The 24,100-nt window shown below is 46.5% G+C and carries 24 protein-coding genes and 1 pseudogene; 15 read left to right on the top strand and 10 right to left on the bottom strand.

Annotation, left to right across the window (positions count from 1 at the left end; genetic code table 11):
• Both EJA10_RS12235 and EJA10_RS12230 read left to right on the top strand, forming a co-directional pair.
• Positions 1-768, top strand: coding sequence for a LamB/YcsF family protein (locus EJA10_RS12235; RefSeq protein WP_125480301.1), 768 nt, complete (start codon positions 1-3; stop codon positions 766-768).
• Positions 765-1,721 carry a 5-oxoprolinase subunit C family protein gene (locus EJA10_RS12230; protein ID WP_125480300.1) on the top strand — a complete coding sequence of 319 codons (957 nt, stop codon included), beginning with the start codon at positions 765-767 and terminating at the stop codon, positions 1,719-1,721. Before EJA10_RS12235 ends, EJA10_RS12230 begins: the two co-directional genes overlap by 4 nt.
• On the opposite strand, the gene EJA10_RS12225 is transcribed toward EJA10_RS12230, so the two are convergent.
• Complete coding sequence (locus EJA10_RS12225; protein WP_125480299.1) at positions 1,706-2,080, bottom strand: hypothetical protein; 375 nt, start codon at positions 2,078-2,080, stop codon at positions 1,706-1,708. The two genes, EJA10_RS12230 and EJA10_RS12225, sit on opposite strands and share 16 nt — an antisense overlap.
• Before the next feature lie 111 nt (positions 2,081-2,191).
• Here EJA10_RS12225 and EJA10_RS12220 point away from each other — a divergent pair, with 111 nt between their 5' ends.
• Positions 2,192-2,707 (top strand): CBO0543 family protein, encoded by a 516-nt coding sequence (locus EJA10_RS12220; RefSeq protein WP_125480298.1) that lies wholly within the window; start codon positions 2,192-2,194, stop codon positions 2,705-2,707.
• 236 nt (positions 2,708-2,943) lie between these two features.
• Here the strand turns inward: EJA10_RS12220 and EJA10_RS12215 are convergent, their stop codons facing one another.
• Positions 2,944-4,152, bottom strand: a complete 1,209-nt coding sequence (locus EJA10_RS12215) for an MFS transporter (RefSeq protein WP_125480297.1) — start codon at positions 4,150-4,152, stop codon at positions 2,944-2,946.
• Between the two features lie 15 nt (positions 4,153-4,167).
• Positions 4,168-4,608, bottom strand: a complete 441-nt coding sequence (locus EJA10_RS12210) for a MarR family winged helix-turn-helix transcriptional regulator (protein WP_125480296.1) — start codon at positions 4,606-4,608, stop codon at positions 4,168-4,170.
• 226 nt (positions 4,609-4,834) lie between these two features.
• Between EJA10_RS12210 and EJA10_RS12205 the strand changes: the two genes are divergently transcribed.
• Together EJA10_RS12205 and EJA10_RS12200 are read left to right on the top strand one after the other, a co-directional pair.
• Positions 4,835-5,305: an ArsR/SmtB family transcription factor gene (locus EJA10_RS12205; RefSeq protein ID WP_246017772.1), complete on the top strand. Its 471-nt coding sequence runs from the start codon at positions 4,835-4,837 to the stop codon at positions 5,303-5,305.
• Positions 5,306-6,574 carry an MFS transporter gene (locus EJA10_RS12200; protein ID WP_125480295.1) on the top strand — a complete coding sequence of 423 codons (1,269 nt, stop codon included), beginning with the start codon at positions 5,306-5,308 and terminating at the stop codon, positions 6,572-6,574.
• A 36-nt stretch (positions 6,575-6,610) separates the two neighbouring features.
• Here the strand turns inward: EJA10_RS12200 and rluF are convergent, their stop codons facing one another.
• On the bottom strand, positions 6,611-7,336 hold the full coding sequence (gene rluF, locus EJA10_RS12195) for a 23S rRNA pseudouridine(2604) synthase RluF (RefSeq protein ID WP_425462089.1): 726 nt from the start codon (positions 7,334-7,336) through the stop codon (positions 6,611-6,613).
• A gap of 124 nt (positions 7,337-7,460) precedes the next feature.
• On the opposite strand from rluF, the gene EJA10_RS12190 reads away from it, so the two are divergent.
• The 7 genes from EJA10_RS12190 (at position 7,461) to EJA10_RS12160 (ending at position 15,750) form a co-directional block, all read left to right on the top strand.
• A complete protein-coding gene (locus EJA10_RS12190; protein ID WP_246017771.1) occupies positions 7,461-7,901 on the top strand; it encodes an SRPBCC family protein in 441 nt (146 codons plus the stop codon).
• Positions 7,902-8,002: 101 nt separating this feature from the next.
• A complete protein-coding gene (locus EJA10_RS12185) occupies positions 8,003-9,073 on the top strand; it encodes a lipocalin family protein (protein WP_170169123.1) in 1,071 nt (356 codons plus the stop codon).
• Between the two features lie 111 nt (positions 9,074-9,184).
• A complete protein-coding gene (locus tag EJA10_RS12180; protein WP_125480293.1) occupies positions 9,185-10,489 on the top strand; it encodes a DUF2254 domain-containing protein in 1,305 nt (434 codons plus the stop codon).
• A 146-nt stretch (positions 10,490-10,635) separates the two neighbouring features.
• The gene (locus EJA10_RS12175) at positions 10,636-12,876 is read left to right on the top strand and encodes a sensor domain-containing protein (RefSeq protein WP_125480292.1); all 2,241 of its coding nucleotides are present in this window, start codon (positions 10,636-10,638) and stop codon (positions 12,874-12,876) included.
• Between the two features lie 98 nt (positions 12,877-12,974).
• Positions 12,975-13,433: a DUF1259 domain-containing protein gene (locus EJA10_RS12170; protein ID WP_125480291.1), complete on the top strand. Its 459-nt coding sequence runs from the start codon at positions 12,975-12,977 to the stop codon at positions 13,431-13,433.
• A gap of 127 nt (positions 13,434-13,560) precedes the next feature.
• Positions 13,561-14,685 carry an NADH-dependent flavin oxidoreductase gene (locus EJA10_RS12165; protein ID WP_125480290.1) on the top strand — a complete coding sequence of 375 codons (1,125 nt, stop codon included), beginning with the start codon at positions 13,561-13,563 and terminating at the stop codon, positions 14,683-14,685.
• 600 nt (positions 14,686-15,285) lie between these two features.
• Positions 15,286-15,750, top strand: coding sequence for a Glu/Leu/Phe/Val dehydrogenase dimerization domain-containing protein (locus tag EJA10_RS12160; RefSeq protein ID WP_425462088.1), 465 nt, complete (start codon positions 15,286-15,288; stop codon positions 15,748-15,750).
• Between the two features lie 66 nt (positions 15,751-15,816).
• Here EJA10_RS12160 and EJA10_RS24060 read toward each other — a convergent pair.
• A pseudogene (locus tag EJA10_RS24060) lies at positions 15,817-15,936 on the bottom strand (leucine dehydrogenase); the annotation flags it as partial.
• 17 nt (positions 15,937-15,953) lie between these two features.
• Here EJA10_RS24060 and EJA10_RS12150 point away from each other — a divergent pair.
• From EJA10_RS12150 to buk, 3 genes are read left to right on the top strand one after another with little or no spacing between them, the layout of a single operon-like run.
• On the top strand, positions 15,954-16,361 hold the full coding sequence (locus EJA10_RS12150) for a Rossmann-fold NAD(P)-binding domain-containing protein (protein ID WP_246017770.1): 408 nt from the start codon (positions 15,954-15,956) through the stop codon (positions 16,359-16,361).
• 20 nt (positions 16,362-16,381) lie between these two features.
• Entirely contained in the window at positions 16,382-17,302 is a 921-nt protein-coding gene (locus tag EJA10_RS12145; protein WP_125480286.1) for a phosphate acyltransferase, read from the top strand.
• Between the two features lie 14 nt (positions 17,303-17,316).
• Positions 17,317-18,375, top strand: a complete 1,059-nt coding sequence (buk, locus tag EJA10_RS12140; protein ID WP_125480285.1) for a butyrate kinase — start codon at positions 17,317-17,319, stop codon at positions 18,373-18,375.
• 114 nt (positions 18,376-18,489) lie between these two features.
• Here buk and EJA10_RS12135 read toward each other — a convergent pair whose 3' ends face one another.
• The 5 genes from EJA10_RS12135 to EJA10_RS12120 all read right to left on the bottom strand — a co-directional run bounded on the left by EJA10_RS12135 (position 18,490) and on the right by EJA10_RS12120 (position 23,737).
• Complete coding sequence (locus tag EJA10_RS12135; RefSeq protein ID WP_125480284.1) at positions 18,490-19,425, bottom strand: ketopantoate reductase family protein; 936 nt, start codon at positions 19,423-19,425, stop codon at positions 18,490-18,492.
• Positions 19,426-19,494: 69 nt separating this feature from the next.
• On the bottom strand, positions 19,495-19,650 hold the full coding sequence (locus tag EJA10_RS23360) for a hypothetical protein (protein WP_170169122.1): 156 nt from the start codon (positions 19,648-19,650) through the stop codon (positions 19,495-19,497).
• A 2-nt stretch (positions 19,651-19,652) separates the two neighbouring features.
• A complete protein-coding gene (locus EJA10_RS12130) occupies positions 19,653-21,104 on the bottom strand; it encodes a carbon starvation CstA family protein (protein ID WP_125480283.1) in 1,452 nt (483 codons plus the stop codon).
• A gap of 158 nt (positions 21,105-21,262) precedes the next feature.
• Complete coding sequence (locus EJA10_RS12125) at positions 21,263-22,000, bottom strand: LytR/AlgR family response regulator transcription factor (protein ID WP_125480282.1); 738 nt, start codon at positions 21,998-22,000, stop codon at positions 21,263-21,265.
• Positions 22,001-23,737 (bottom strand): sensor histidine kinase, encoded by a 1,737-nt coding sequence (locus EJA10_RS12120; RefSeq protein ID WP_125480281.1) that lies wholly within the window; start codon positions 23,735-23,737, stop codon positions 22,001-22,003.
• Positions 23,738-24,100: the final 363 nt, after the last annotated feature.

Genomic DNA, 24,100 nt, shown 5'->3' with positions numbered 1-24,100 from the left:
ATGCTATCTGTGGATCTGAATTGTGATTTAGGCGAGAGCTATGGTTTTTATAAAATCGGCAATGACCAGGAGGTACTGAAGCATATCACCTCAGCGAATATTGCCTGCGGCTATCATGCGGGCGACCATAATGTCATGATGGAGACGGTAAAAATGGCAAAAGCACATGGTGTGAACATTGGCGCGCATCCTGGCTTTCCTGACTTGCATGGATTCGGCAGAAGGGAAATGAGACTGAGTGTCTCGGAGGTTTACAATCTGACTCTTTATCAAATTGGCGCGCTTGCTGCTGTCGCCAAGGCTTGCAGAACAAAAGTCATTCATGTAAAACCGCATGGCGCTTTGTATAATATGGCGGCAAAGGATAAAACGATGGCTGATGCGGTGGCAAAAGCAGTGGCAGATGTCGACAGTAAGCTTATCTTGTTCGGCCTTGCTGGCAGCTGGCTCGTAAAAGCAGGAGAGGAAAGAGGACTGCAGGTCGCAAATGAAGTGTTTGCTGACCGCAATTATCAGGCTGATGGCACGCTGACCCCGCGTTCAGAGGAGAATGCGATGATCCATGATACGAATTTCGCCATAGCAAGGGTGTTGCGAATGGTGCGGGAAGGAAGAGTTGAGGCAGCGGATGGAACGGATATTGCGATCAAAGCGGATACCATCTGTGTTCATGGTGACGGACCAAACGCCCTCGAATTTGCCAGGAAATTAAAAGAAGCTTTCACTGCGGAAGGAATCGAAATCCGGCCTGGTTGGGGATGCAAATGACCGAACCTATTTTAAAAGTCCGAAAGCCTGGCATGCAGACGACGGTCCAGGATCTAGGAAGAACTGGATATCAGCAATTCGGCATCAGTCCATCCGGTGCGATGGACACCTACTCTTTGCAGATGGCCAATATTCTTGTCGGCAATTTGCCAGGAGAAGCCGGGCTTGAAATCGCGATGCTAGGACCTGAACTGGAAGCATTGCATGATGTTTCCATCGCTATATGCGGAGGGGATTTGCAGCCTGTGTTGAATGGGAACGAAGTAGGAATGTGGAAAAGCTTTGTTTTTAAAAAAGGGGATATTCTGTCCTTCGGCAGTGGCCGGAACGGTGCAAGAGCCTATATAAGTTTTTCCGGCGGAATCGACATCCATCCGGTTTTGGGCAGCAAGTCGACCTTTATCAATGGACAGCTTGGCGGATACAAGGGCCGCGCGCTCGAGGCAGGGGACGTTTTATATGGAAATCCATTTGTCAGGAAGAGCCGCTTTTTACATAAAGACTTTGTTCCAGAGTATCGAAAAAAGCTTGAAGTGCGAGTGAGTCTTGGACCGCACTTCGATCGATTCCCTAAAAGGACGGTTGATTGCTTCCTCTCCAGTGAGTACAAAATCTCTCCGCAATCCAATAGGATGGGACTCAGACTGCAGGGGCCAAGCCTGGAGCACAATGACGGAGCAGATATCATTTCCGATGCGATCCCCTTAGGAGGAATCCAGGTGCCGGCAAACGGCCAGCCCATCATTCTAATGGCCGAGCGCCAGACGACCGGGGGCTATGCGAGGATCGCGACCGTGATATCCGTCGATATTCCATTGCTTGCCCAGGCGATGCCCGGTACGGTGATAACCTTCAAAGAGACTTCGATTCAGGAAGCCCAGGCGAGTTATTTGGAACAGAAGAAAAAGATGAGACTCCTGGCTTTTGCTGCAGGCTCTTATTGGAAAAAGTAGTCCCGATAGACCCAAAACGTGGCGACAATTGAACCAATCAAGTAAACGATGGCTGCCAAAAACGCGTATGAAGGCAAGAATTTTTTCTCAGTCTGGTTCATTTTGATCCCTGTTTCAGCCTGTACCTGCATATCCACATGGCGGCTTGCGATACCGCCGGCTGAACTAAAAAAATAAATCAAGAAGACACTCGCAGCACCGACAAATGGTGAAGCATCAATAAAGCTATAACTTGTGACCGAAGTAAGGCCAAAATTAATAAGTCCGATGATGAGCAAGGTAAGAATGAAACTGATGATTTTTCCGATGGGTATCGCCTCCTTGTTTCTTCTTACGGATAAAAAAGCTAAATGTTTCAAAAAATGTAAAATATTAAAGCGCAGATGCAGAGTCTGCGCTTTTGATATTTGTATAAAAAACACCCTGCAGGATATAACTGATAAAATCAGGATCTTTGGGGAGAGAAGAAAATGTATTTATTATTGGTCTTGTTGGTCTGGATTTTTTTCGCTTATAAGTTTGTTGATTGGTCACAATGGAAAAAGCAGTATCCCACCATCCTGTTTTTTATGGTCGTGAACTTGCTCTATAATACGCTTTATTATAATCACACCTTATGGGCATTCCGCGGTATAACGGCAGAATGGCTGAACCACTCCATCATCAACATTGCGTTCACATTTTTCATTTGTCCAGTCGGGCTGATCATTTATCTGCAGCGTTTTCCGTCAACAAGGAGGAATCAGGTAATTTATGTTGGCATATGGGTAGCCTTTTACACGATCATAGAGGCATTATTCGCGCACAGGGGAATGTTTGTATACGATAACGGCTGGAACAGCTGGCATAACATCTGGCTGAATTTGATATTGTTCGTGGTCTTGTGGATTCATTATCGGAAGCCGGTGATGGCATGGATCCTTTCCGTCCCAATTGCAGTCATTTTCTATTTATTTTTTTCGTTTCCGCTGGAAAGCCTAAATTAAAAGGGGTGGCACATTCATGTTAATTCAAAACGTTTTGTCAGCACCCGTGTTCCTTGTCTTGCTCTCTTTGACTTATATCTCGATGTGGATTTACATCAGCAGGCATGATGTCAAGCGGGAGAATAAGGAATAAACTTCGAAAGTAAGGAATATCCAATATTTTTATCCTGAAAAAACAAAAAAGGCACGGTGAGACAGTTCTCATCGTGTCTTTTTCCGGTGAGGTCCCTTCACTTTTAGACCCCAACTTCCTTAGTAGTCTCAGCAAAATGTTCCCTTGGCTTCTTTTTTACAACAAAAATCATGGAGTATGCGACGAGCAGTCCGACCATGAATATGACTGAGAACCCATAAATGAAGTGGTAGCCTGTATAGGATGCAAGCAGGCCAAGTCCGGCTGATCCAAGAGCCATTCCCAGGTCCATAGAAGAAAAGTACATCGCATTCGCGGTTCCCTGTTTTTCCTTTGATACTGCGCTTACCGTGAGTGCTTGCAGTGTCGGCGCTACTGTCCCATAGGCAATTCCGTAAAAGAAGGCAGCGATCAGAAGGGTCAAAGTATTTTGGGTGACCGCTAACAGTGTCAGTCCAATGATTCCGGAAATGACGGCAGGGTAGATAATCAATTTATGGCCGAATTTATCGTACATTCTCCCTGAAATGGGTCTGATGACAATCATCACCACCGTCATGACAAGAAAGAACAGGGATGTGGCAGCCCCAAGGTTTGCTTCTTTGCCTAATTCACGCAGGAAGCTGACAACACCGCCAAGTGTGATGGAGAAGAAGGCGGTAAGAATCGCTGGTGTGAACGCGTGGCGATCAAAGGCATGCTCCCTGCAGTTGACTTTCTGCGCATCCGCTTTAGCAGGTACCGGCTTGTTTGGGCTTTTTACAAAAAGGTTCAGGAACAAGGTAAGCAGAGTCAATGCTACCGAAATTGAAATCAATATATTAAAAGAAACATACTGCAGCAATGCCAGTGCCAGCATCGGGCCCAGACTGGTTCCCACACTTGTTGCCATGCCATAATAGCCGATTCCTTCGCCAAGGCGGTGGACAGGAATAATCTTCGTGGCCATAGTGGAGAAAATCGTCGTAATGATGCCAAAACCAACCCCATGGAAAACTCTCAGCAGGAGGAGCAGGGACACTGAATCCTGTCCGTAACTCAAGCCAACCGAAATGGCGATGAACCCCAGGGAAATAAGGCTCAACTTCTTATTGTCCATCTTCTGCATCAAGGAAGCGACGAAGGGGCGGGTGGCAATGGCGGATACCATGAAGACCGTTGTCATCAAGCCGCCATGGGCCGGGTTGTTCTTAATGTCTGTAATGAAAGCAGGGAAGCCGGCAGTCAGCAGCTGCAGGCATAGGAAAAATAAAAAAGCCATTATCACAATGGCCGTAAACTGTGCTGTCCATAACTTAGATGTTTTTTGCATTCTAATGCCTTCTTTCTAATTGTTTTCCTCCAAAAGTCTTTCAATATTGTCTTCCAATGAGTGTAAAACTTCCTGGTACAATGCCAGTCTCTCTTCATTTATTCCAATTGTGATCTTCTCGAATACCGTTTCAAGGTATGGGGATACTTCCTCCGCAACTCTTGCGCCTTTCGGAGTTATTTTTACCAAAAAAGAACGGCGATCGATGGGATTTGGTATTCTTTCGACATTTTGCTGTTTTACAAGAAGGTCCAGAATTTTCGTCAATGTTGCCTGGTCTTTATCTGACCGGATCGATAGTTCTTTTTGTGAAATCTCATCAGACTCATTCAAGGTGCGCAGGACACTCCACTGTTCCGTCGTGATGTGGTAAGGCTTTAAGTAAAAGTTAATGATTCGAGTCAGCTTCTTGCTCAGCCGAACAGAAGCCGAGCCGATGGCTTTATCCATAGACATATCGATTATGTCCTCCTAAATGTTCTATAAAATATTCTATCACTTAATATATTTTGTGTAAATATAGTTTGTATACAAATTATTTTTTAGAAAAATTCTCGACATCAATTGGGTTGGATTAATCAATAGGTTGGTTTTCGGTTTATTCTAAAAGTTTATTGCATTCTAAAAATTTAGAACGTAAAATAAACATAGAACAAATGAATAAATTGGAAGGTGATTCAGCTTGGGTTATATAAAGAAAACGATGGACATCAATTTGGAGCAGCAAAAACTGATCTCCAGTCCGATTAGGGTAAAGATCATTTATTTACTGGCGATGAAAGCGATGACGGCTAAACAGGTTGCCGATGAGCTGGGGAAATCGGCAGGCAGCATCCATTACCATATCCAGCAACTATTCAATGGCGGAATTCTTGAACTAGAGGAAACGAAAGAGAATCGGGGAATCATCGAAAAATACTATCGTTCGAAAGCTACCCATTTTAACCTGAAGAATGACGAAGAAAAGCCAGCTTCTGAGCAGGTACAGGGTACATTCATCTCATTAACCGAAGACGACAGAAAGGAACTGCAGGAGGATCTTGATGCGCTGTTTTTAAAATACGTAAAAAAATCGGCAGAGAAGAAGGATGCTGAGAAGATGTCTTATGAAATAAGCTTCACATTGAAAAAGCAAACCCAGGAGGAGAGCTGATTGGAGAATGCAGTTAAGAAAAATTTAATTTTATTCCTGTCCGGTAAGGTGACCTCTGTCCTTGGATCATCGATATACGCTTTCGCAATTGGGCTGTATATCCTCGCTGAAACGGGATCGAGCCTGAATTTTGCGATCACTCTAGTGCTCAGTGTGCTGCCACGAATCCTGCTTGCTCCTGTCGCTGGAACGCTGAGCGACCGACTGAGCCGCAAAAGAATCATCATTTCCGCTAATTTTGCCAGTGCCATATGGCTCGCCATCATCCTTGGAGCATTCACATTCCTGTCACAAGAAATTTGGGTGTTATACGTGGCGACTACTGGGCTAAGCATTATAAACACCTTCTATTCCATTTCAGTTACCTCTTCGATCTACAACATGGTAGGGCCTGACCACCTGCAAAAAGCCACTTCACTGAACCAGGCCGCAATCTCTTTATCAACGATATTGGGTCCGGTACTAGGCGGTGTGTTCTTCGGTATTTTAGACATTCACATCTTCATGGCACTTAACATCCTGACATTCCTAATTGCAGCATTTGCAAGCATTCTCATAAACTACAATTTGTTTTCAAGCAGAACTGAAAAGAAGAAAAGCACCTCGATCGGCGAGGATCTGAGAGATGGGGTTTCTTATGTGAAAGGCCAGCCGTTCCTGCTTCATTTGGTGATCCTGAGCATCTGGCTTAACTTCTGGTTTGCCGTGTTCCCCGTTGCCATGCCTTATCTCGTTTTAACGATCAGGAAAATGACCTCAGTTCAGCTGGGAATCATAGAAGGAGCGTTTTCAGTTGGGATGATGATCATGGCACTGTTCCTGTCTGCAAGGAAGGAAATCAGGAGGAAAGAATTCTCTATAACCGGGGGAATGGTCGTGATGTCTACGGTCATCATGCTGATCGGCCTCCCTGCAGTCCCGTCGCTAATGGAACTGTCCAATGGAATGGTCTTTGCCTATTTGATTGGCATCGTCCTGATTCTATCTGCATCGATCATGTTCATCAATACGCCCGTGTTCGTCCTCCTGCAGAAAAATACACCTGATGAGTATCGTGGGAGAGTGATGGCGCTGCTCGAAACCGGTTCAAGCGCAATGACACCGCTTGGGTTCATCCTGTTTGGTTTCCTGCTTGAAAAAATGCCTGTATGGCTGCTTCTGGGCATCTGCAGCTTCAGCCTGATGGCCATTGTCCTGTACCTGTACAAGGAAAAAGTATTCCTGAAACTTCTGAGGGAAGAGGACCAGCCTAAGGCTGTATCGATTTAAGGCAGCAAAAAAAGGATGGGCGAGCGCCCATCCTTTTTACCATTCCTTCGGTTCGTAATTCAATTCGCTGAAAAGCTGTTTCTTCTCTTTCTTCGTCAGGTCGCGCCATTGTCCGACCGGCAGGTTTCCAAGATGGATATTCATGATCCGGATGCGCTGCAGGCGGTAAACCTCATAGCCAAGGGCTTCACACATGCGGCGGATTTGCCTGTTCAAGCCCTGTGTGAGGATGATGTTGAATTCGAATTTGGAAAGCTGAACGACTTTGGCAGGAAGTGTTTTCGTGCCAAGGATCCTGACGCCTTCGGACATCGCTTTGATGAATTCCGGCGTAATGGGCTTGTCCACAGAAACAATGTATTCCTTCTCGTGCCTGTTCTCGGCGCGTAGGATTTCGTTGACGATATCTCCGTCGTTCGTAAGCAGGATCAGTCCTTCTGAATCCTTATCCAGCCGGCCAATGTTGAAAATCCGCAACGGATGATTGACGAGGTCGACAATGTTCCCCTTTACATGCTTTTCCGTCGTGCTGGTGATGCCGACAGGCTTATTAAGTGCAATATAGACATAGTTTTGTGCCATCCTGATTTCTTCGCCATTCAGGCGGACAACATCGCCTGGCTCTACCTGGCTGCCGATTTTCGCAACCTTTCCATTGATGGTCACACGGCCTTCCTCAATCAGCCGGTCTGCACCGCGCCTTGATGTCTTACCTGATTCGCTGATGAATTTATTGATACGCAGGATCATCCCATCCTTCATTCTGAAGTATATCCTTAAGAATATTCCACGGCGGAGTTAATTTCAAGCATTGACTCGTCAAACAGCCAGAGGAAAATGGCGCTTTTTATATTATAATGATGGAAAAGAATGATTTGCTGGAGGAATGAAAGTGGTTGACGTCCGTACAGAAATAAAGATCAATTGCCCGCTCGAAAAGGTGGCGGAATATGCAGCGAATCCCGATCATGCACCAGAGTGGTATGTGAATATTGATTCGGCTGAATGGCTGACTGGAAAACCGCTGAAGCTTGGCTCGAAGATTGGTTTTAAAGCAAAATTTTTGGGACGAGAGCTTGCTTACATATATGAGGTTGTGGAGTATACCCCAGGCGAGAAAATGGTAATGCAAACCTCAGAAGGTCCCTTTCCTATGAAGACCAGTTATTCTTGGGAGAAAATTGACGCAAATACCACTTTGATGAAGTTGAGGAATCAAGGTCAGCCGTCAGGTTTTTCGAAATTGGCAGCACCATTCATGGGTTCCATGATGAAAAAAGCCAATAGTAAGGATTTGAAAAAAATCAAACAGATACTGGAAAGCTAAAAAGAACCCAGGAAGTGTTTATGACTTTCCTGGGTTCTTTTTCAGTCCCGCATTCTTTCACACCTGCATACCTTACTAAAAAACAAAAGGTGTGTGCTGGGATGAATGAGAAAGGAATAAAACCGATTTCGCTGCCGAAGGACGCGGGGCCGCATGCCGATGCCAATATTGAATGGTGGTATTTTTTTGCCTTTCTTGATGGCGACAGGGGAGGACGTTATGCCGTAATGGCTTCTTTTTTCCAGGTAGGCGAGCTTGAGATTGGAAAAGGGCATTATATAATTCATACATTGATTGACCTGAAAAGGAAGAAGCGCTTCAATTTTTCCTCCATTGACTCAAAGGTGAAGCTCGGGATGCTGGCTGTTTATCTGCCATTCTATCTTTTGCGGAATCCTTTGGATACAGGGATGTGGAGGTTGTATAAAGATTTGCTGAAAGGTAAAATTCCTTCACCGCATACAAAAATGAAGCATGCGAGAATTCAGCAGGATCCTGCTGAATTGATATACGGCAGCCATCGACTCAGCTTTAAAGGAGAAGACCAATCGGCGTTCGATGTACTTTTAAAAGAGAAGCATTCTGAGGTGGAACTGGAGTTTGTCCCGGCTAAACCAGTCGCGCTCATCGGCGGGGACGGGAAACCGGATGATCTGTACTATTATTCTGCTACCCGGAATATGGTCAACGGGAAAATTACGACGGATGCCGGCATGGAAAATGTAAGCGGCCAGGGATGGTTTGATCATCAATGGGGACGGGACTATTCGCTGATCAAGGGAGCAGGCTGGAACTGGTTCGGACTCCAGCTCAGCGATGGACGCGAATTGCTCTTGAATCAAATGACCCCGGGCAAGCCGATGGCCAATATCATTGGAGCCGATGGCAGCGTTGAATTTACTAGAAACATACACTTTCAAAAGATCAAGTACTGGAAAAGCCTGAAGACAAACGCAAGATACCCGGTAGAATGGGAGATTCATGTCCCTGAGTTTGATATAGAGCTTCAAGTTGAAGCCGATTTTCCAAACCAGGAGATGCTGATCATCGGCCCGATCCAGGCGATCTGGGAAGGAACCTGCAAGGTGGTTGGCAGGGAAAAGCTTTCTGATGGCAAAATAAGGCCGCTGACCGGCAGAGGGTTCATGGAGCTTGTTGGGTATGTGAAATGAAATTCGACCTCCCGAGTTTATCGGTGAGGTCTTTTTTTGGTACAGAGGATGAAACACCCCTTATTTGGTTTAAATTAAATTCAAAGGATTGCCAATAAGGGGCTGGATTTTATGGTCAAAAAAACGGTTTTACGGGTTAGGCAAAGTTTCTGGCTGATGCCGGGTATCTATAGTCTTTTGGCGTTTTTGCTGGCTTTGCTGGTAATTTATATAGATCACTATGAGCTTGCGCAGGGAATAGTCCCTGATTTTATGTTGACAAACGTGCAGTTGGCACAAGAAATCCTCGGAACCATATCAGGCGCCCTGCTGACGATGACGACGATCACGTTTTCGACGATCATGATTGTCTTGACTACCTATTCCTCTCAATTTTCACCGAGAACGCTGAATAATTTTGTTAATAATCCTGTGACGATGCGTGTTCTGGGAATCTTCATGGGCGGTTTTGTCTATTCGATCTTTTCGCTGCTTTTCATGAGTGAAACATGGAATGAAGGACAGGTGATCTCGGCCGCAGTTGGGGTAATGATCGCATTCATATGTCTGGCGTTTTTTGCCTATTTTATCCACAATGTCGCAAACTCGATTCAGGTAAGTACGCTGATACGTGAAATCACAGAGGGTGCATTAAAGGTGATTAAAAGCCAGGAAGAAACACTTAAGAGCGAATACACCAATGTGATTGATCAGCGAAAAGACGCTGGTTTCACTTATGAATTTGTAAGAGATGTGAAGTGCAGAGGGTTTGGATATGTCCAACTGACAGATTATGATGGATTGTTGAAATATGCTTCCGAAAAAGGGCTGGCAATTGAAGCTAACTTCCTGAACGGAGATTTTCTTACAGAAGAGAGTATCGCTTTCAGGATTCATCATGATGGTGAGATTGATGAGGATATTGAGAAGGTATTGAATCAATACTTAAGGCTTGGCAAAGAACGGTCTTCTATTCAAGATCCCGAATTTGCCCTTCAAAAATTAGTCGAGGTGGCTTTGAGGGCCATTTCCCCCGCAGTGAATGATCCAAATACAGCGAGAATCTGCATTTCATACTTGGGCATGGCATTGGCCGACTTATGTCGGGTCCGCTCGAATGGCCGGTATATTGCATATTATGATGGAGATATGCAGCCGAGAATCATTGGGAAACAGAAACGGACTATGGACATTCTTTATTTATCCTTTTATCAAATCTCCCATTATGGGAGGCAAGACATATCCATCCTGTTTGCAATCATCGACGCATTTAAGTTAATTGGAAAATCAGCAGATGACTCATTGAAGAAAAGCATTTGGGAGCTATATATCTACAATATGGAAAAGTTCAATTCAAAAGAGCTGAAGGAACTTGACCAGCTTTACCTGAATGAAAAGAAAAGAGAGCTCTCAACTGTTCTGGGTATTGCGCTTTAACAGCCTGCAAAGATGATTAAAATCCCTGCATACATGGAAGGATTTCCATTGTGCCAACCCTGTTTTGTTTGTTATTGTTAATAATAGACAGCAATTCCAGATTTTTTTTAGGAGTCTCACGCTGAGCACATGGAGGATACATTCTGATGGACAGTGACAGGAACCTTTATCAATACAACGGATTTTTTATTATTATCTTTCTTATCTTCGCAGAGGTGATTGATTGGCTCACATCGTTCTATTTTTCTATAAGTAAAGTGACCGGTTATTTGATTGACATGGGTGTTTCCGCGATCTTCATTTTTTTAATTTTCCTTGTCTTCAGGGGAATGAGCAGCACAGAGAAGGAATTGCGGGATTATAAAAAAAGGCTGAAAAATATTTTTGATTCACTGGATGTGGCAATTTGGTCGCATGACTTGAAAACAGATACCTTGCTGATAACGTCCGGCATTGAAAAACTTTACGGTCATTCCTCTGAGGAATTTTACAAAGACAATACACTCTGGAGAAAGGTCATTCATCCTGACGATCACCACATTCTAGCTGAAAGAGAATCGGGGCTTGCTCGCGGTGAGGCCGTTACCAGTGTCTACCGGATCATCCGGCCTGATGGCGAGGTTCGGTGGATTCAGGACCGGGGAATACCAGTACTTGATGAAAACGGGCATTTCGTTGACTTTACCAGTGTGCTTTTCGATATCACCGATCGGCAGGAAAGCGAGGGGCGGTACCGCAGCCTGGTAGAGATGTCCCCCGATTTGATCGCTGTATACAGCAGAGGCAAACTGGATTATATCAATGAGGCAGGCTGCAGGCTGTTCAAGGTGGATAACCCCGCCGAATTGATACGTCAGCCGATTTCCAGACTGATTCCCCCAGATGTCCTGGCTCATATAAAAAATCGCGAATTGACGATTGACGAGAATTTTGAAGAGAAGCTCTGGTTTGAATTCAAAGCAACCCAGATGGACGGTACGAAAATCGATGTCGAGATGTCAGCGATGCCGATTTTATATGAAGGAAGGATGGCGGAGCAAATCGTCGGCCGCGATCTTACACAGCGCAAGAAGGCGGAAAAAACGATCAAGTACATGGCCTATTATGATGTGCTCACAGGACTGCCGAACAGGAACATGGTCAGGAAGCATCTGAAAGCTTCGCTTAAAAATGAAGAAGAACAGCTTGCTGTCCTGTTCCTTGACCTGGATCGTTTTAAAATCATCAATGATACGAAGGGCCATCGTGTCGGTGACCTGCTGCTTAAGGTTGTCGCCGGCAGGCTGAAGAATGCGGTACAAGAGAGAGGGCTTGTCTCACGCCAGGGCGGTGATGAATTCATAATCGTGCTTAAAGGAATGACGAAGGAACTTGTCATAGAGGTAGCTGAAAAGGTGCTTCAAGAGTTTGCCGAGGCGATCGAGGTTGAAGGACAGGAGTTCTTTGTCACGCCAAGCATTGGAATCAGCATGGCGCCTGCAGACGGCAAGGATGAAGAAACACTTATCAAGCATGCGGATACGGCGATGTACCTTGCCAAAGAGCGCGGGAAGAACAATTACCAGTTTTATACCAATCAGCTTCATGGGCTTTCCTCGCGTAAAATGGAATTGGAGAACGGCCTGAGAAAAGCCTTGGAACAGGACCAGCTCCTGCTCCATTACCAGCCGCAGGTACACCTGGAATCGGGAGAAATCATCGGGGTGGAAGCGCTGGTCCGCTGGCAGCATCACGAAAAGGGAGTCATATCCCCTGGAGAATTCATTCCGCTGGCAGAGGAAACAGGATTGATCGTTCCGATTGGGAAATGGGTGCTGGAAAGAGCGGCGGCGCAGAATAAAGCATGGCAGGACAAGGGCTTGAGGCATATTCCTGTATCCGTGAACCTGTCTGTCCGCCAGCTTCAGGAAGACCGTTTCATTGATATGCTGAAAAAAATCCTGGATGACACACAGCTGGCGCCAAGCTTTCTGGACCTAGAAATAACAGAAAGTGTCATGCAGAACAGTGAGAAGACGGCAAGGATTCTGGATCAGTTAAAAGAACTGGGTGTCACTCTGGCCATTGATGATTTTGGGACAGGCTATTCTTCCCTTAGCCTGTTAAAGCATCTGCCAATTGATAAAATTAAGATTGATAAATCATTCGTCGATGACATCATTCATCATGCCAACCAGGGTGCGATGGTAAAAACCATCATCGATATGGGCCATAATCTTCAGTTCAGCGTCATAGCTGAAGGTGTCGAGGAACAAGAGCAAGTAGAATTCCTTATGGAGAACGGCTGCCAGGTCGGCCAGGGCTATCATTTCAGCAAGCCGTTGCCGCCGGAAGAAATGGAAGAACTGCTCATTAAGAATCAGAATCAGGAAGGCATTCTGCTTTAGCAGGATGTCTTTTTTTAATGCTTACCAAGGCGCTTACGGTTTTACGTGCATAGCGAGAAAAGAAACAGGAAAGCTAAAGCTAACAAGGAGGGTCTTTGATGAAAAAAATCCTATTAGCAGCAGCTTTGATTCTTGCATTTGTTTTACCATTCGCTGCCCAGGCTCAGGGACAGCCTGATTGCAAAAAGCTGGAGGAAATACTTAATACAAAAGCAGAGCTGAAAAATGGGGTCTGCAAGGCGGAAATTGTCCGTGAAAATATTAAGCTTGCACTTATGGGAAAGCAGCTGTCTCCTGAAACGGTTGAGCTTGCCTTCAATTTTAGCTTTGAAAAGGTCGATGGACAAACGGTTGTGATTGGTGAGTTAGCCCTTCTGCAAGAGGAGGTCAACCCCGTCCTGGTTGAATTGAGAAAAGGTAAGCTGGATATTTCCGCGTTGCACAATCACATGATGCACGAAGAACCAAGAATCATGTACGTCCATTTTCAGGGAATGGGTGATCTTGAGCAGCAAGCAAAGACCATTAAGTCAGCAATTGATAAAACAAGCAAATAAGTTCAGACAGCGGAACAAGATCCCGCTGTTTTTTTTTCGGAAAAGATACAAATAATAACCAGGGTGTTTAGCAGTGGAGATTGCAGGCTATTACACTTTTGTATGTTAAAGAAGGAGGTTGTTGAAAATGAACCAAAAATATAAACCGCTATTCGATTCCTTTTCATTCCCGAATGGAGTCAGCCTGAAAAACAGGCTCGTGATGGCGCCAATGACGAATTTTTCTTCCAATGAGGACGGGACTGTTACGGACGCCGAGGTGGAATACTATGCCCGCCGTTCAAAAGGGGTCAGTATGGTGGTGACCGCCTGTACATATGTGACCCGGAATGGGAAGGGCTTTAAAGGGGAGTTTGGGGCGGATACAGATGAAATGATCCCAAGTCTGCGTCAACTGGCTTCAGCGATTAAAGAGGAGGGAGCTAAAGCAGTTCTGCAGATTTTCCATGGAGGCCGTGAATGTCCGCCAGATCTCGTACCTGAAGGCGAGATCGTCAGCGCAAGCGATGTCCAGTCTGAGCGGAACAGTGCAAAAGCTCCCCGTGCGTTGACGGGCGAAGAAATCGAGGAAATCATCACAGCTTTTGGAGAAACGACCAGGCGTGCGATTCAGGCCGGATTTGATGGCGTCGAAATCCATGGAGCCAACGGTTACCTGATCCAGCAATTCTTCTCTCCGCATTCCAACCGCCGCAACGACAAGTGGGGAGGCTCACTTGAGAAGAGGATGGCTTTCCCACTGGCGGTTGTCGAAGAAGTAAAAAGGGTAACTGCTGAGCATGCGAAGGAACCTTTTATTGTCGGCTACAGATTTTCACCAGAGGAGCCAGAGACACCTGGAATCACGATGGCTGATACACTTGAACTGATTGATGCCCTCGCCGGGAAAAATCTCGATTACTTGCATGTGTCACTCAACGACTTTTGGTCCAAACCAAGAAGAGGTGTGGAAGACAACCGTTCCAGAATGGAAATCATCCATGAGCGCGTAGGCAGCAAAGTACCAGTTATCGGTGTCGGCTCCCTGTACAGCGCCGATGACGTCATCAAAGCGTTCGAAACAGGCGTACCGCTGCTTGCATTAGGACGGGAACTGATCATCGATCCTGATTGGGTTGAGAAAGTCGAAACCGGCCGAGAAGATGACATCGAAACCACGCTTGATCTCGGCGCCCAGTCCAGACTCGTTGTTCCAGACCCATTATGGCAGGCAATCGTCAACACACCAGGCTGGTTTCCGGGTGTTCATTAAGATTAGAACCAAAGCAGCTGTGCTTTGGTTCTTTTTTTTGAGGGGAAAAGTGATGCGCTCTGGATCTTAGGCAGAGATTCCGCGATAACGTGACTTAATTCAAGGAAATTGTGCTTGATTTCTGCGATAGTGTGACTCGATTCAACGAAACTGCGCCTGATTTCTGCGATAGTGACTCAATTCAACGAAACTGAGCATGATTTCCGCGATTCCGTACCTTGATTCAGGGAAACGATGCTTGAATTCCGCTAAAATGACCAAACATTTTGATCAGGATTTAACTTATTGGCGAAAACTTGATTTTATTGGCGAAATGACTAGTTTATTGGCGGAAATCTGATTTTATTGGCGAAAGTGAACACTTTATTGGCGAAAAACCGATTTTATTGGCGAACTGGAAAAAATCAGCGTTTTTTACCAGTTTACAGATCCAGATATAAAAGGGTTTCGCCACAGAAGTGTAAGATATATCACCGTAAGCAGCTCCCAAAGTCTTTATAATGAAATTGTGTAAGGGCTTACATTTATTTGCTGATCTGGAAACCGCCAGAAGCTTGCTCCAGCTATGCCAGGTCCTAATTCGGGAGGGGGATGTTTGTGTTGCTTACGGAAGAACAAAAAATGGTTTTGGATATTTTTGAGGAAATGAAAAACCAGGGGCATGAACAGGTGATTTTCAATTATGACAAGGCAACCGGCCTGAAATCGATTGTTGCGATTCATGATACAACGCTTGGCCCGGCGCTTGGGGGCTGCCGGATGTGGGATTATGAATCGACCGATGAAGCGTTGCAGGATGTTCTGCGGCTTTCCAAAGGGATGACCTATAAATGCGGCGTATCGGGTGTGACATATGGAGGCGGGAAGGCGGTCATCATGGGCGACCCGAAATCGGAAAAATCGGATGAGCTTTTTCAGGCGTTCGGTTCATTCATCGAAACATTGAAGGGCCGCTTTTATACAGGAACAGATGTCGGCACGGTCGGCATGGACTTCGTTTCCGCCGCGAAGCAGACATCCTACCTGGTCGGTTTGCGCCAAACACTTCTTTCGCCGTCGCCTTGATCGCCTGCCACACCCCGAAAGCCGTTATGACTGCGGAGTTGCCGCTGCCTCCATATTCCTCGCATTCTCCTCAAAAATATCAGTGACAATAAGCGTGGCTCCCTCTTCATAGAGGTGACCTACAAGCAATCGGCCGACCTTTCCGAGTCCCTGAACGGCAATTCTCAATCCTTTCAGTGAATCGGTATCCGGATATTGAAACTGTGGCGCCACTAGATATATACAGTGTGGAATGCGACATTTTTTCACCGAACGCACTGGGGGCGGTCATCAATGATGTTACAATCCCGAAATTAAAATGCCTTGCTGTCGCAGGGGCAGCGAACAATGTGCTGGCGGAGGAGCGCCACGGAGACCTGCTGCACCAAAAAGGAATCCTTTATGCACCAGATTATGTGGCCAATGCCGGAGGGTTGATCCAGGTTGCGGACGAACTCCATGATTACAGCAAGGAGCGGGCATTCAAAAACGCCAGCCTGATTTATGATGTACTGAAGAAAATCTACAAAATGTCCAAAACTCACGATATACCAACCTATAAAGCTGCAAATATAGTAGTAGAAGAGAAGATCGAAAAAATCAGCCGGATCCAGAGCAAGTTCACAGGCTGACTCAGCAGGAGGCGAATTTCATGCGTTACAGAAATTTTAAGGAAGTCATTGCCGTTGCACGAACACGGCCGCCTGTGAAAATGAGTGTGGCGGCAGCACATGACCGTGATGTCCTGCAGGCAGTGAAGGCAGCTGTCAAGCTGGGCATAATCGAACCGCATCTCGTCGGCGATCCGCAAAAAATCTTTGAACTGGCAAGGGAGCTCGATTTTTCGGTAGAGGATTATCCGGTTTATCCCGCCTATACCGAAAATGAAAATGCTTTTATCGCGGCAAAGCTTGCAAGTGAAGGCCATGTCCAGGTGATCATGAAGGGCTTCGTGAACAGTACTCCTTTTTTAAAAGGTGTATTGAATAAAGAACTCAACTTGAAAACAGGGCAAGTCATCAGCCATATTTCTGTTTTTGATATACCTGGTGCCGAAAAGCTGATCAGCATGAGTGATGGCGGAATTAACATTGCGCCGGATTTTGAGCAAAAAAAGCAAATCATCCTGAATGGAGCAGAATTCCTTATGCAAATTGGGATGGATTTGCCGCGGGTCGCCATACTGGCGGCGAATGAACGTGTGAGTGAGAAGATGCCTGTCACGGTTGAAGCCGACCACCTGGCCATGGTCGTCCAAAAAGAAACCAGCCACCCGCTGATGATTGAAGGACCGCTTCCATTGGACCTTGCCATCAGCAGGGAGTCCCTTCTGCACAAAGGGCTTCAAAGTGAGCTGGAGGGAGCGGCGGATTTGCTGATTGTGCCTACCATAGAGGCCGGAAACTTCCTTGGCAAGGCGATTACGTATTTTGCAAAGGGAACGATGGCGGGAATCGTCCTTGGGGCCAAAGTTCCGCTTGTCCTGAATTCCCGGTCCGATACACCCGAGGCAAAGCTCGCATCGATCGCTCTGGCTGTGGTGGCAGCTTCTAATACAAAGGTGAGCGTGTGAAGGAGGGCGAGAGGATGAAGGTTTTAGCAATCAACCCTGGTTCCACCTCGACAAAACTGGCAGTGTATGAAAATGAGTCTGTTATTTTTGAAGAAACAATCAGGCATGATGACAAGCTTCTCTTGGGGCTGGGAGACCTGGGAGAACAGCTGCCATATCGCCTTGAGGTGATCAAGTCCATTTTGCGGGATAGAGGAATTGAAACATCTGCACTTCATGCAGTCGTTGGCCGTGGCGGAATGCTGAAACCAATGAGCAGCGGGACATATGCTGTCAACGAAGAGCTGCTTGAAGATGCCCGTTCAGGGAAATATGGAAATCATGCCTCTAACCTGGGGCCGATGTTAGCTGCTGAATTGGCAGATGAACATAAGGTTCCGGCTTTTATCGTCGACCCGGTCGGGGTGGATGAGCTGGTCGATGAAGCGCGGATTTCCGGCATAGCTGACATTGAGAGGAAAAGCCATGTTCACGCCCTTAATATCAAGGCAGTTTCCCGAAAAATAGCTGCCGAGATTGGGATGGAGCTGTCTGGAACCAACTTCGTCGTGGCCCATCTTGGCGGAGGCATTTCGGTGGCTGCGATCCGCAGCGGCAGGATCATCGATGTCAATAATGCTGAAAATGAGGGGCCGTTTTCACCAGAACGCGCAGGCGGACTCCCGGCGAAGCAGCTCGTCCAGCTTTGCTACTCAGGAAAATACAGCGAAAAGGAACTGCTCCAGCGATTGACGAAGCAGGGCGGGGTGTACTCTTATCTGGGCACCAAAAATCTCATTGAAGTGGAGAGACGCGCTGCTGAGGACGACAGGGAGGCAGGTCTTATTTTAAAAGCGATGGTCCATCAGATCGGCAAAGAAATTGGCGCCATGGCCACTGTGCTGGGAGGACAGCTTGACGGTATTATCCTTACCGGCGGAATTGCTCATTCTGAGACGATTACAGGCTGGATCCAGGATAGAATCCGTTTCCTGGGAACCGTTTTCGTCCTGCCAGGTGAAGAAGAAATGGAAGCACTGGCAGCAGGTGCTCTAAGAGTGTTGAAGGGTGAAGAAACAGCGAAAAGCTATTAAAAAGTGCCTGAGCTAATGTGTTTTGAACAGACACATTAAGGCTCAGGCACTTTTTGTTCGTGATGTAATTTTTCGCAAAAAAGGGTGGTGGCTTATGCGCCTATTAGTAAAATATTACGCACTTCTCCCAGCTTCAAGCTGGCTTTCATGGATACTCGTATTGCCGTAAATCACGGAAAGGGTAGGTGTTTCAATCCCAAACTCCGCAGCTTTTTTGAGCAAGTATCCAAATAAATGATCCCCTTCAGTCGGGAGTGATTTTTCCATATCACGCTGCAGGGAGGATTTCATTCCGTAACCGATTTCCTGCAATCTTGCCAGTGTGGCTTCGACTGCCCCTTCCGCAAGCGGTGCGCCGATTCTCTCCATGGTGGCCGCTGCCTCCCGTACCAGGGATTCAAGTGTTTCCAAGCCGTGTACTTGCTCCCGGATCGGCCCGATTGGGGACCTGAACAGGGAGGTGATGCCGCTCAATGAAGTGATGAATAAGTATTTGTGCCACATTTCCTGCTCGATTTTTTCAGAAAGGCGGAAGCTGGCTTTTGTACCGCTGAATGCCGTATCCAGCTGTAAAATCCGTTCTGTTGTTTCTCCAGTCCGTTCACCGAAGACGAAGTCATGAATCGGACTCGTCTGCACAATTTTTCCGTCCTGGGTCAATGTTGTTTCAATAAAGCATAGCCCGCCAATGATCTTTTCAGCTCCGAATGCTTCCGTCAGGACATCAAGATGCGCGATCCCGTTCAATAATGGGAGAATCATCGTCTTTTCTCCGACATATGGCCGGACACTCTCAATCGCACCAGCCAAATGATAGGATTTTGTGGACACCAGGATGACATCATATGGCTCCACATTTTCCCCTGTTAAAATGACCTTGGGTTCCGAAAAGTGCATATCCCCATGAATGCTTTCCACCGTTAAACCATTCGAAAGGAGCTGCTGCTTTCGCTTCTCGCGGACCAGGAACGTAACGTCCTCTCCTTTTTCCATCAGCCGTCTGCCGAAATAACCGCCAATGGCGCCTGCTCCCGCGATTAATATTTTCATAAAACCTCAACCTCCCTGACTATGTAAAAGCGCACGCCTGGAATCAAGCGTGCACCTGGTGTTGTCTTATTACTTTGCGAGGAAGGCTGCAAGAAGCCCGCCTGCTGTAATAAGGATAATGATAATCTTCGCGAAAAGGGGAAGCTTTTCCTTCCCCTTGTGATTGATTTGCTCTTCTTTCTCATTGACAGACTTGCGGTAATTCGGACTGCAGCAGCCGCTCACGGTTATGCCACCTTATTATAGTTCGAAATATCCTCATCAAGCTGGATATTGTTGGCCCGTGCTTTTTTCGCTGCGTTGAAGAATAGGGCAGTGATGACGATTGTTACGATTGCAGCTCCAATATTGGAAACTGTCAATGATTGTCCGAATCCGATTGGTGCATTAAGGATATAGGACGTTGTCGCCATTGTCATGAACATACCAGGAATGATCGCGATCCAGTAGTTCTTCTTGGCGATGAACAGGTACATGGCGCCAACCCAAAGTGCAATGACGGCTGTTGACTGGTTAGCCCATGAGAAGTATCTCCAAAGGAGTGTGAAATCAACCTTTGTCAAAGCGAAAGAGATAACGAATAAAGGAATCGCGATCCATAAACGGCTGGCAATCTTCTTTTGTGAAAAATTAAAGTAGTCAGCAATGATCATACGAGCGCTTCGGAATGCAGTATCACCAGATGTGATAGGAAGCACGATTACACCAAGAACAGCAAGTGTTCCGCCAATTGCGCCAAGCATCAATGTGGAAGCTTCGCTTACGATTGCAGCAGGTCCGCCGTTTGCGAGCATATCGTTCAGGCCATTGTAGCCATCGAACAAACTCATCGCAGCAGCAGCCCAGATCATCGCGATAACACCTTCAGCGATCATCATGCCATAGAAAATTTTACGGCCATTCTTTTCATTTTGCGTTGTACGAGAAATGATTGGTGTTTGCGTTGCATGGAAACCAGATAGCGCACCGCAAGAAATCGTCAAGAACAATAATGGGAAAATCGCTGCGCCGCCTGGATGGAAATTCGTCAAGGACAGCTCAGGGATTGGTGCACCCGTGAACACAAGCATTGCACCTACTCCGATGGCACTGATCAACAGCAATGCACCGAAGATCGGGTAGAAGCGTCCGATGATTTTATCAACAGGAAGCAGTGTCGCTAAAATATAGTAGATGAAAATAGCTCCAATGATCAGACCCATTGTCACTTTTCCGTCCATCAGGTTGTGAAGCAAGCCAGCTGGAGCGGTGACGAAAACGGTTCCAACCAAAAGTAAAAGAAGAATTGCGAATGCGTTAACGACATGCTTCATGAATTTGCCGAGGAACTTGCCTGCCAGTTCAGGAAGGTGGGCTCCGCGGTTACGGATCGAAATCATTCCGGTCAGATAGTCATGGACAGCACCGGCAAAGATGGCGCCAAGCACGATCCAAAGGAAAGCAACCGGACCATAAAGCGCACCCATGATTGGTCCGAAAATAGGACCAACACCAGCGATGTTCAATAATTGGATGAGCGAGTTTTTCGCTGTGGACATTGGAACATAGTCCACGTCATCTTTATGCGTGTAAGCCGGAGTAGAACGACCTTCGTTCACACCGAAAACTTTTTCCACAAATTTGCCATACGTAAAATAACCAATAATCAATAGTGCGATACCAGCTAGAAAGGTATACATATGAAACCTCCTCCGAGAATAATGTATGCGTTTACAAAGAGTATAAGGGAGAAACAACAATTTTGGCGGATTTGTGAACAAGATGCAGGAATTCGGGGGTGAAGTGCAAAATTTGTCGATTTACGTGCATAAAAAGAAGCATCCAGATCAGATGCTTCTTACAATTCCAGCTTCGTCCGCAATGCTTTTACATAGTTCCGGCTGACCGAAAGCATTTCGTCCCGGCCCACGATTTCAAGCTGGTACGCTCCGTTGAACCAGGGGGTGAGGCGGGTGACATGGTCCAGGTTCACGAGGTAGCTTTTATGGATGCGGAAAAAGGAGTAAGGAGCCAGCCGAATTTCCAGGTCCTTTAATGGCGTCTTCGTTTCGTACTCCTTTGTCCTGGTGACGACTTTTGAAAATTTTTCTTCCTTGGAGACATAAAGGATGTCCTTTGGGTCAAGATAAAAAATCTCTCCATCACCCTCCACGGCAAGCTTTCCGGATGGTCTGGCTGCTTCTGCTTCCGTTTCTGTTTGTGCTGAGAAGTGCTTCTCAATTCGCTGGATGGTTTCGTTCAGCTGATTCTCATCGTATGGCTTAAGCAGGTAATCGACTGCTTCATAGCGGAATGCCTCGGCGGCAAACTGCGGGTAAGCGGTCGCAAAAACGATCAGCGGTACTTTCTTCAGTTCCATCAGCGATTTAGCTGCCTGCATCCCGTCCATCTTCGGCATTTCGACATCGAGAAAGACGACATCAGGATGAAGCTGGAGTGCTTTCATCACGGCCGCTTCACCGCTTTCGGCCTCACCGACCACCTGAATCGACGGGAAGGCTGCCAATAAGTGTTTCAGTTCATCCCTGCTGTACATTTCATCATCTGCTATCAAAGTCCGTATTGTGTTCTCCATCTATATTTCCTCCGCTAATGGGATCGTAAAATAAACCTTCGTTCCTTTGCCAGGTTCACTCTTGATTTTCAGTGATGCCTCTTCACCAAGATTCATCGTAAGCCTTCTGTTCACGTTAAAAAGGGCGATGCCGCTGCCTGTTTCAGAATCGATGATCTGTTTGCCCAATAAATTCATTCTGTCCTGGTTCATTCCCTGGCCATTATCCTCCACGCATACTCTTGTCCCACTTATATTTTTATGGATGGCAATGTGGATATGACTGTCGTGATCCATATTTTTAATCCCATGCTTCACCGCATTTTCAACGATTGGCTGAAGGGTGAGGGGAGGTATTTTTACACTCAGGGCTTCATCCTCGACATCATAGGTAACCTTCAGTTTTTCCACAAACCTCGTCTCTTCAATGGAAAGGTAGGCTTTGACATGGCCCAGTTCCTGTTCAAGGGTAGTGATTGGCTGCGTAGTGGCCGTAAGGTTCTGCCTCAGGAAGTGGGATAAAGATACTAGCAGCTTTCTTGCTTTTGCCGGATCGATCCTGATGAGTGACGTGATGACGTTCAATGTATTGAACAGGAAATGCGGACTGATCTGGGCCTGCAGTGCTTTTACTTCTGCTTCCTTGGCAAGCTGATAGGCCTTATCTGCTTCAGCGATCTCCAGCTGGTTGCTGAGGAGGATGCTGAGTCCGGAAATCAGCTCAATGACAACATTGGTGATTTCTTTTTCCGATTTAAAATAAAACTTCAGGGTGCCAATCGGTTCGTCCCGCAGCTTCAAAGGCGCGATGACGGCAGCACCAAGAGGACAGTTCTGCTGGCGGCAATGGATCGTTTCATCATTGGCAATAACGAGCTTGCCGCTTTGCAGCACATCCCTGGTGATCTGGGTTTGGATTGGGCTGCTGGAACGGTGGTGATCATCGCCAAGGCCGATATGGGCGAGAATTTCTGTCTGGTTCGTAATCGCCACAGCACTTGTCTGCACTTCATTGTGCAGGATTTGACAGACGGCCCGTGCTGACTCGGGATTGATTCCTTTGCGAAGATAGGCAAGAGTCTGATCGGCAATCCGCAGCGTCTTTTGCGCCAGCATCGCTCCGGTTTTTTCTTCCTCGGAAACAACGTTTTTGATGACCATCAGGAATAAGGCGGAGCCGAGTCCATTCGCGACAATCATCGGCACCCCGATAATTTCGACGAGTGTCAGCGCCTGATCAAAAGGCTTCGCAATCAGAAGGATGATCAGCATTTGCAGCGTTTCGGCCAGCGCACCGACCATAAAAGCAGTCGTCAGGTTGATATTCTTTTTCTTCTTTTGGAAACGCCCGGCCAGGACCCCGGCAACAATCGCAGCAAGCCCGCAGGCCAGGGCAGTAAAGCCTCCAAGTGTAAAACGGTGAAGGCCGGCAATCAATCCGGCGCCAATTCCAACCTTATAGCCGCCAAGCAATCCGGCAATGACAATCCCGATGACGCGGGAATTGGCAATCGCTTCGTCCGAAGCAAGATCGGCTGCCCAGCGGTTGAATTGCAATGTATCGGTGGAAAAGCTCATTCCGGAATACGTACCGATGATTCCGAAAAAGCCGAAGAAGACAATCGCAAAATATTGCTGGCGCCGCTTCAGGGTATCATGGTAAATCAATCCCCTGAAAAAGCGGAACCTTGTCAGTATGAAGGCAATCGTCACGATGATGCCGAGACGTTCCAGCATCGTGATCAGTAATTCGAACATAAACGTACACCTCAGGGAACATGTTTGCATTCATTTTAATAGAAGAAGTGGGAAAAACAAAGATTTTGATGCGGAAGGGGGTCAAAGAGTTCGATTCTGGGGTAACAATATCCTTCTTTCATTAAGTTTATAGCGAAAATCATGATTTTATAGCGAAAGCGGAATTTTTATAGCGAAAATCTTATTTTAATAGCGAAAAACAAATTATTATAGCGAAAAATTCGTTTTTATAGCGAACTGGAAAATATCCGTGTTTTTTACCAAAAAAAACTCTGTTCAATTCGGTTGTTGATTTCCGTTCCAGGCGCTTCGCTTTCCGCGGGGCGGGCGGTGAGCCTCCTTGGTGCTAGTAGCGCCTGTGGG

Source organism: Mesobacillus subterraneus (assembly GCF_003937825.1).
GTDB classification, from domain to species: Bacteria; Bacillota; Bacilli; order Bacillales; family Cytobacillaceae; genus Mesobacillus; species Mesobacillus subterraneus.
The sequence above is the reverse complement of the archived record's forward strand: the minus strand, read 5'-3'. Positions and strand labels throughout refer to the sequence as shown.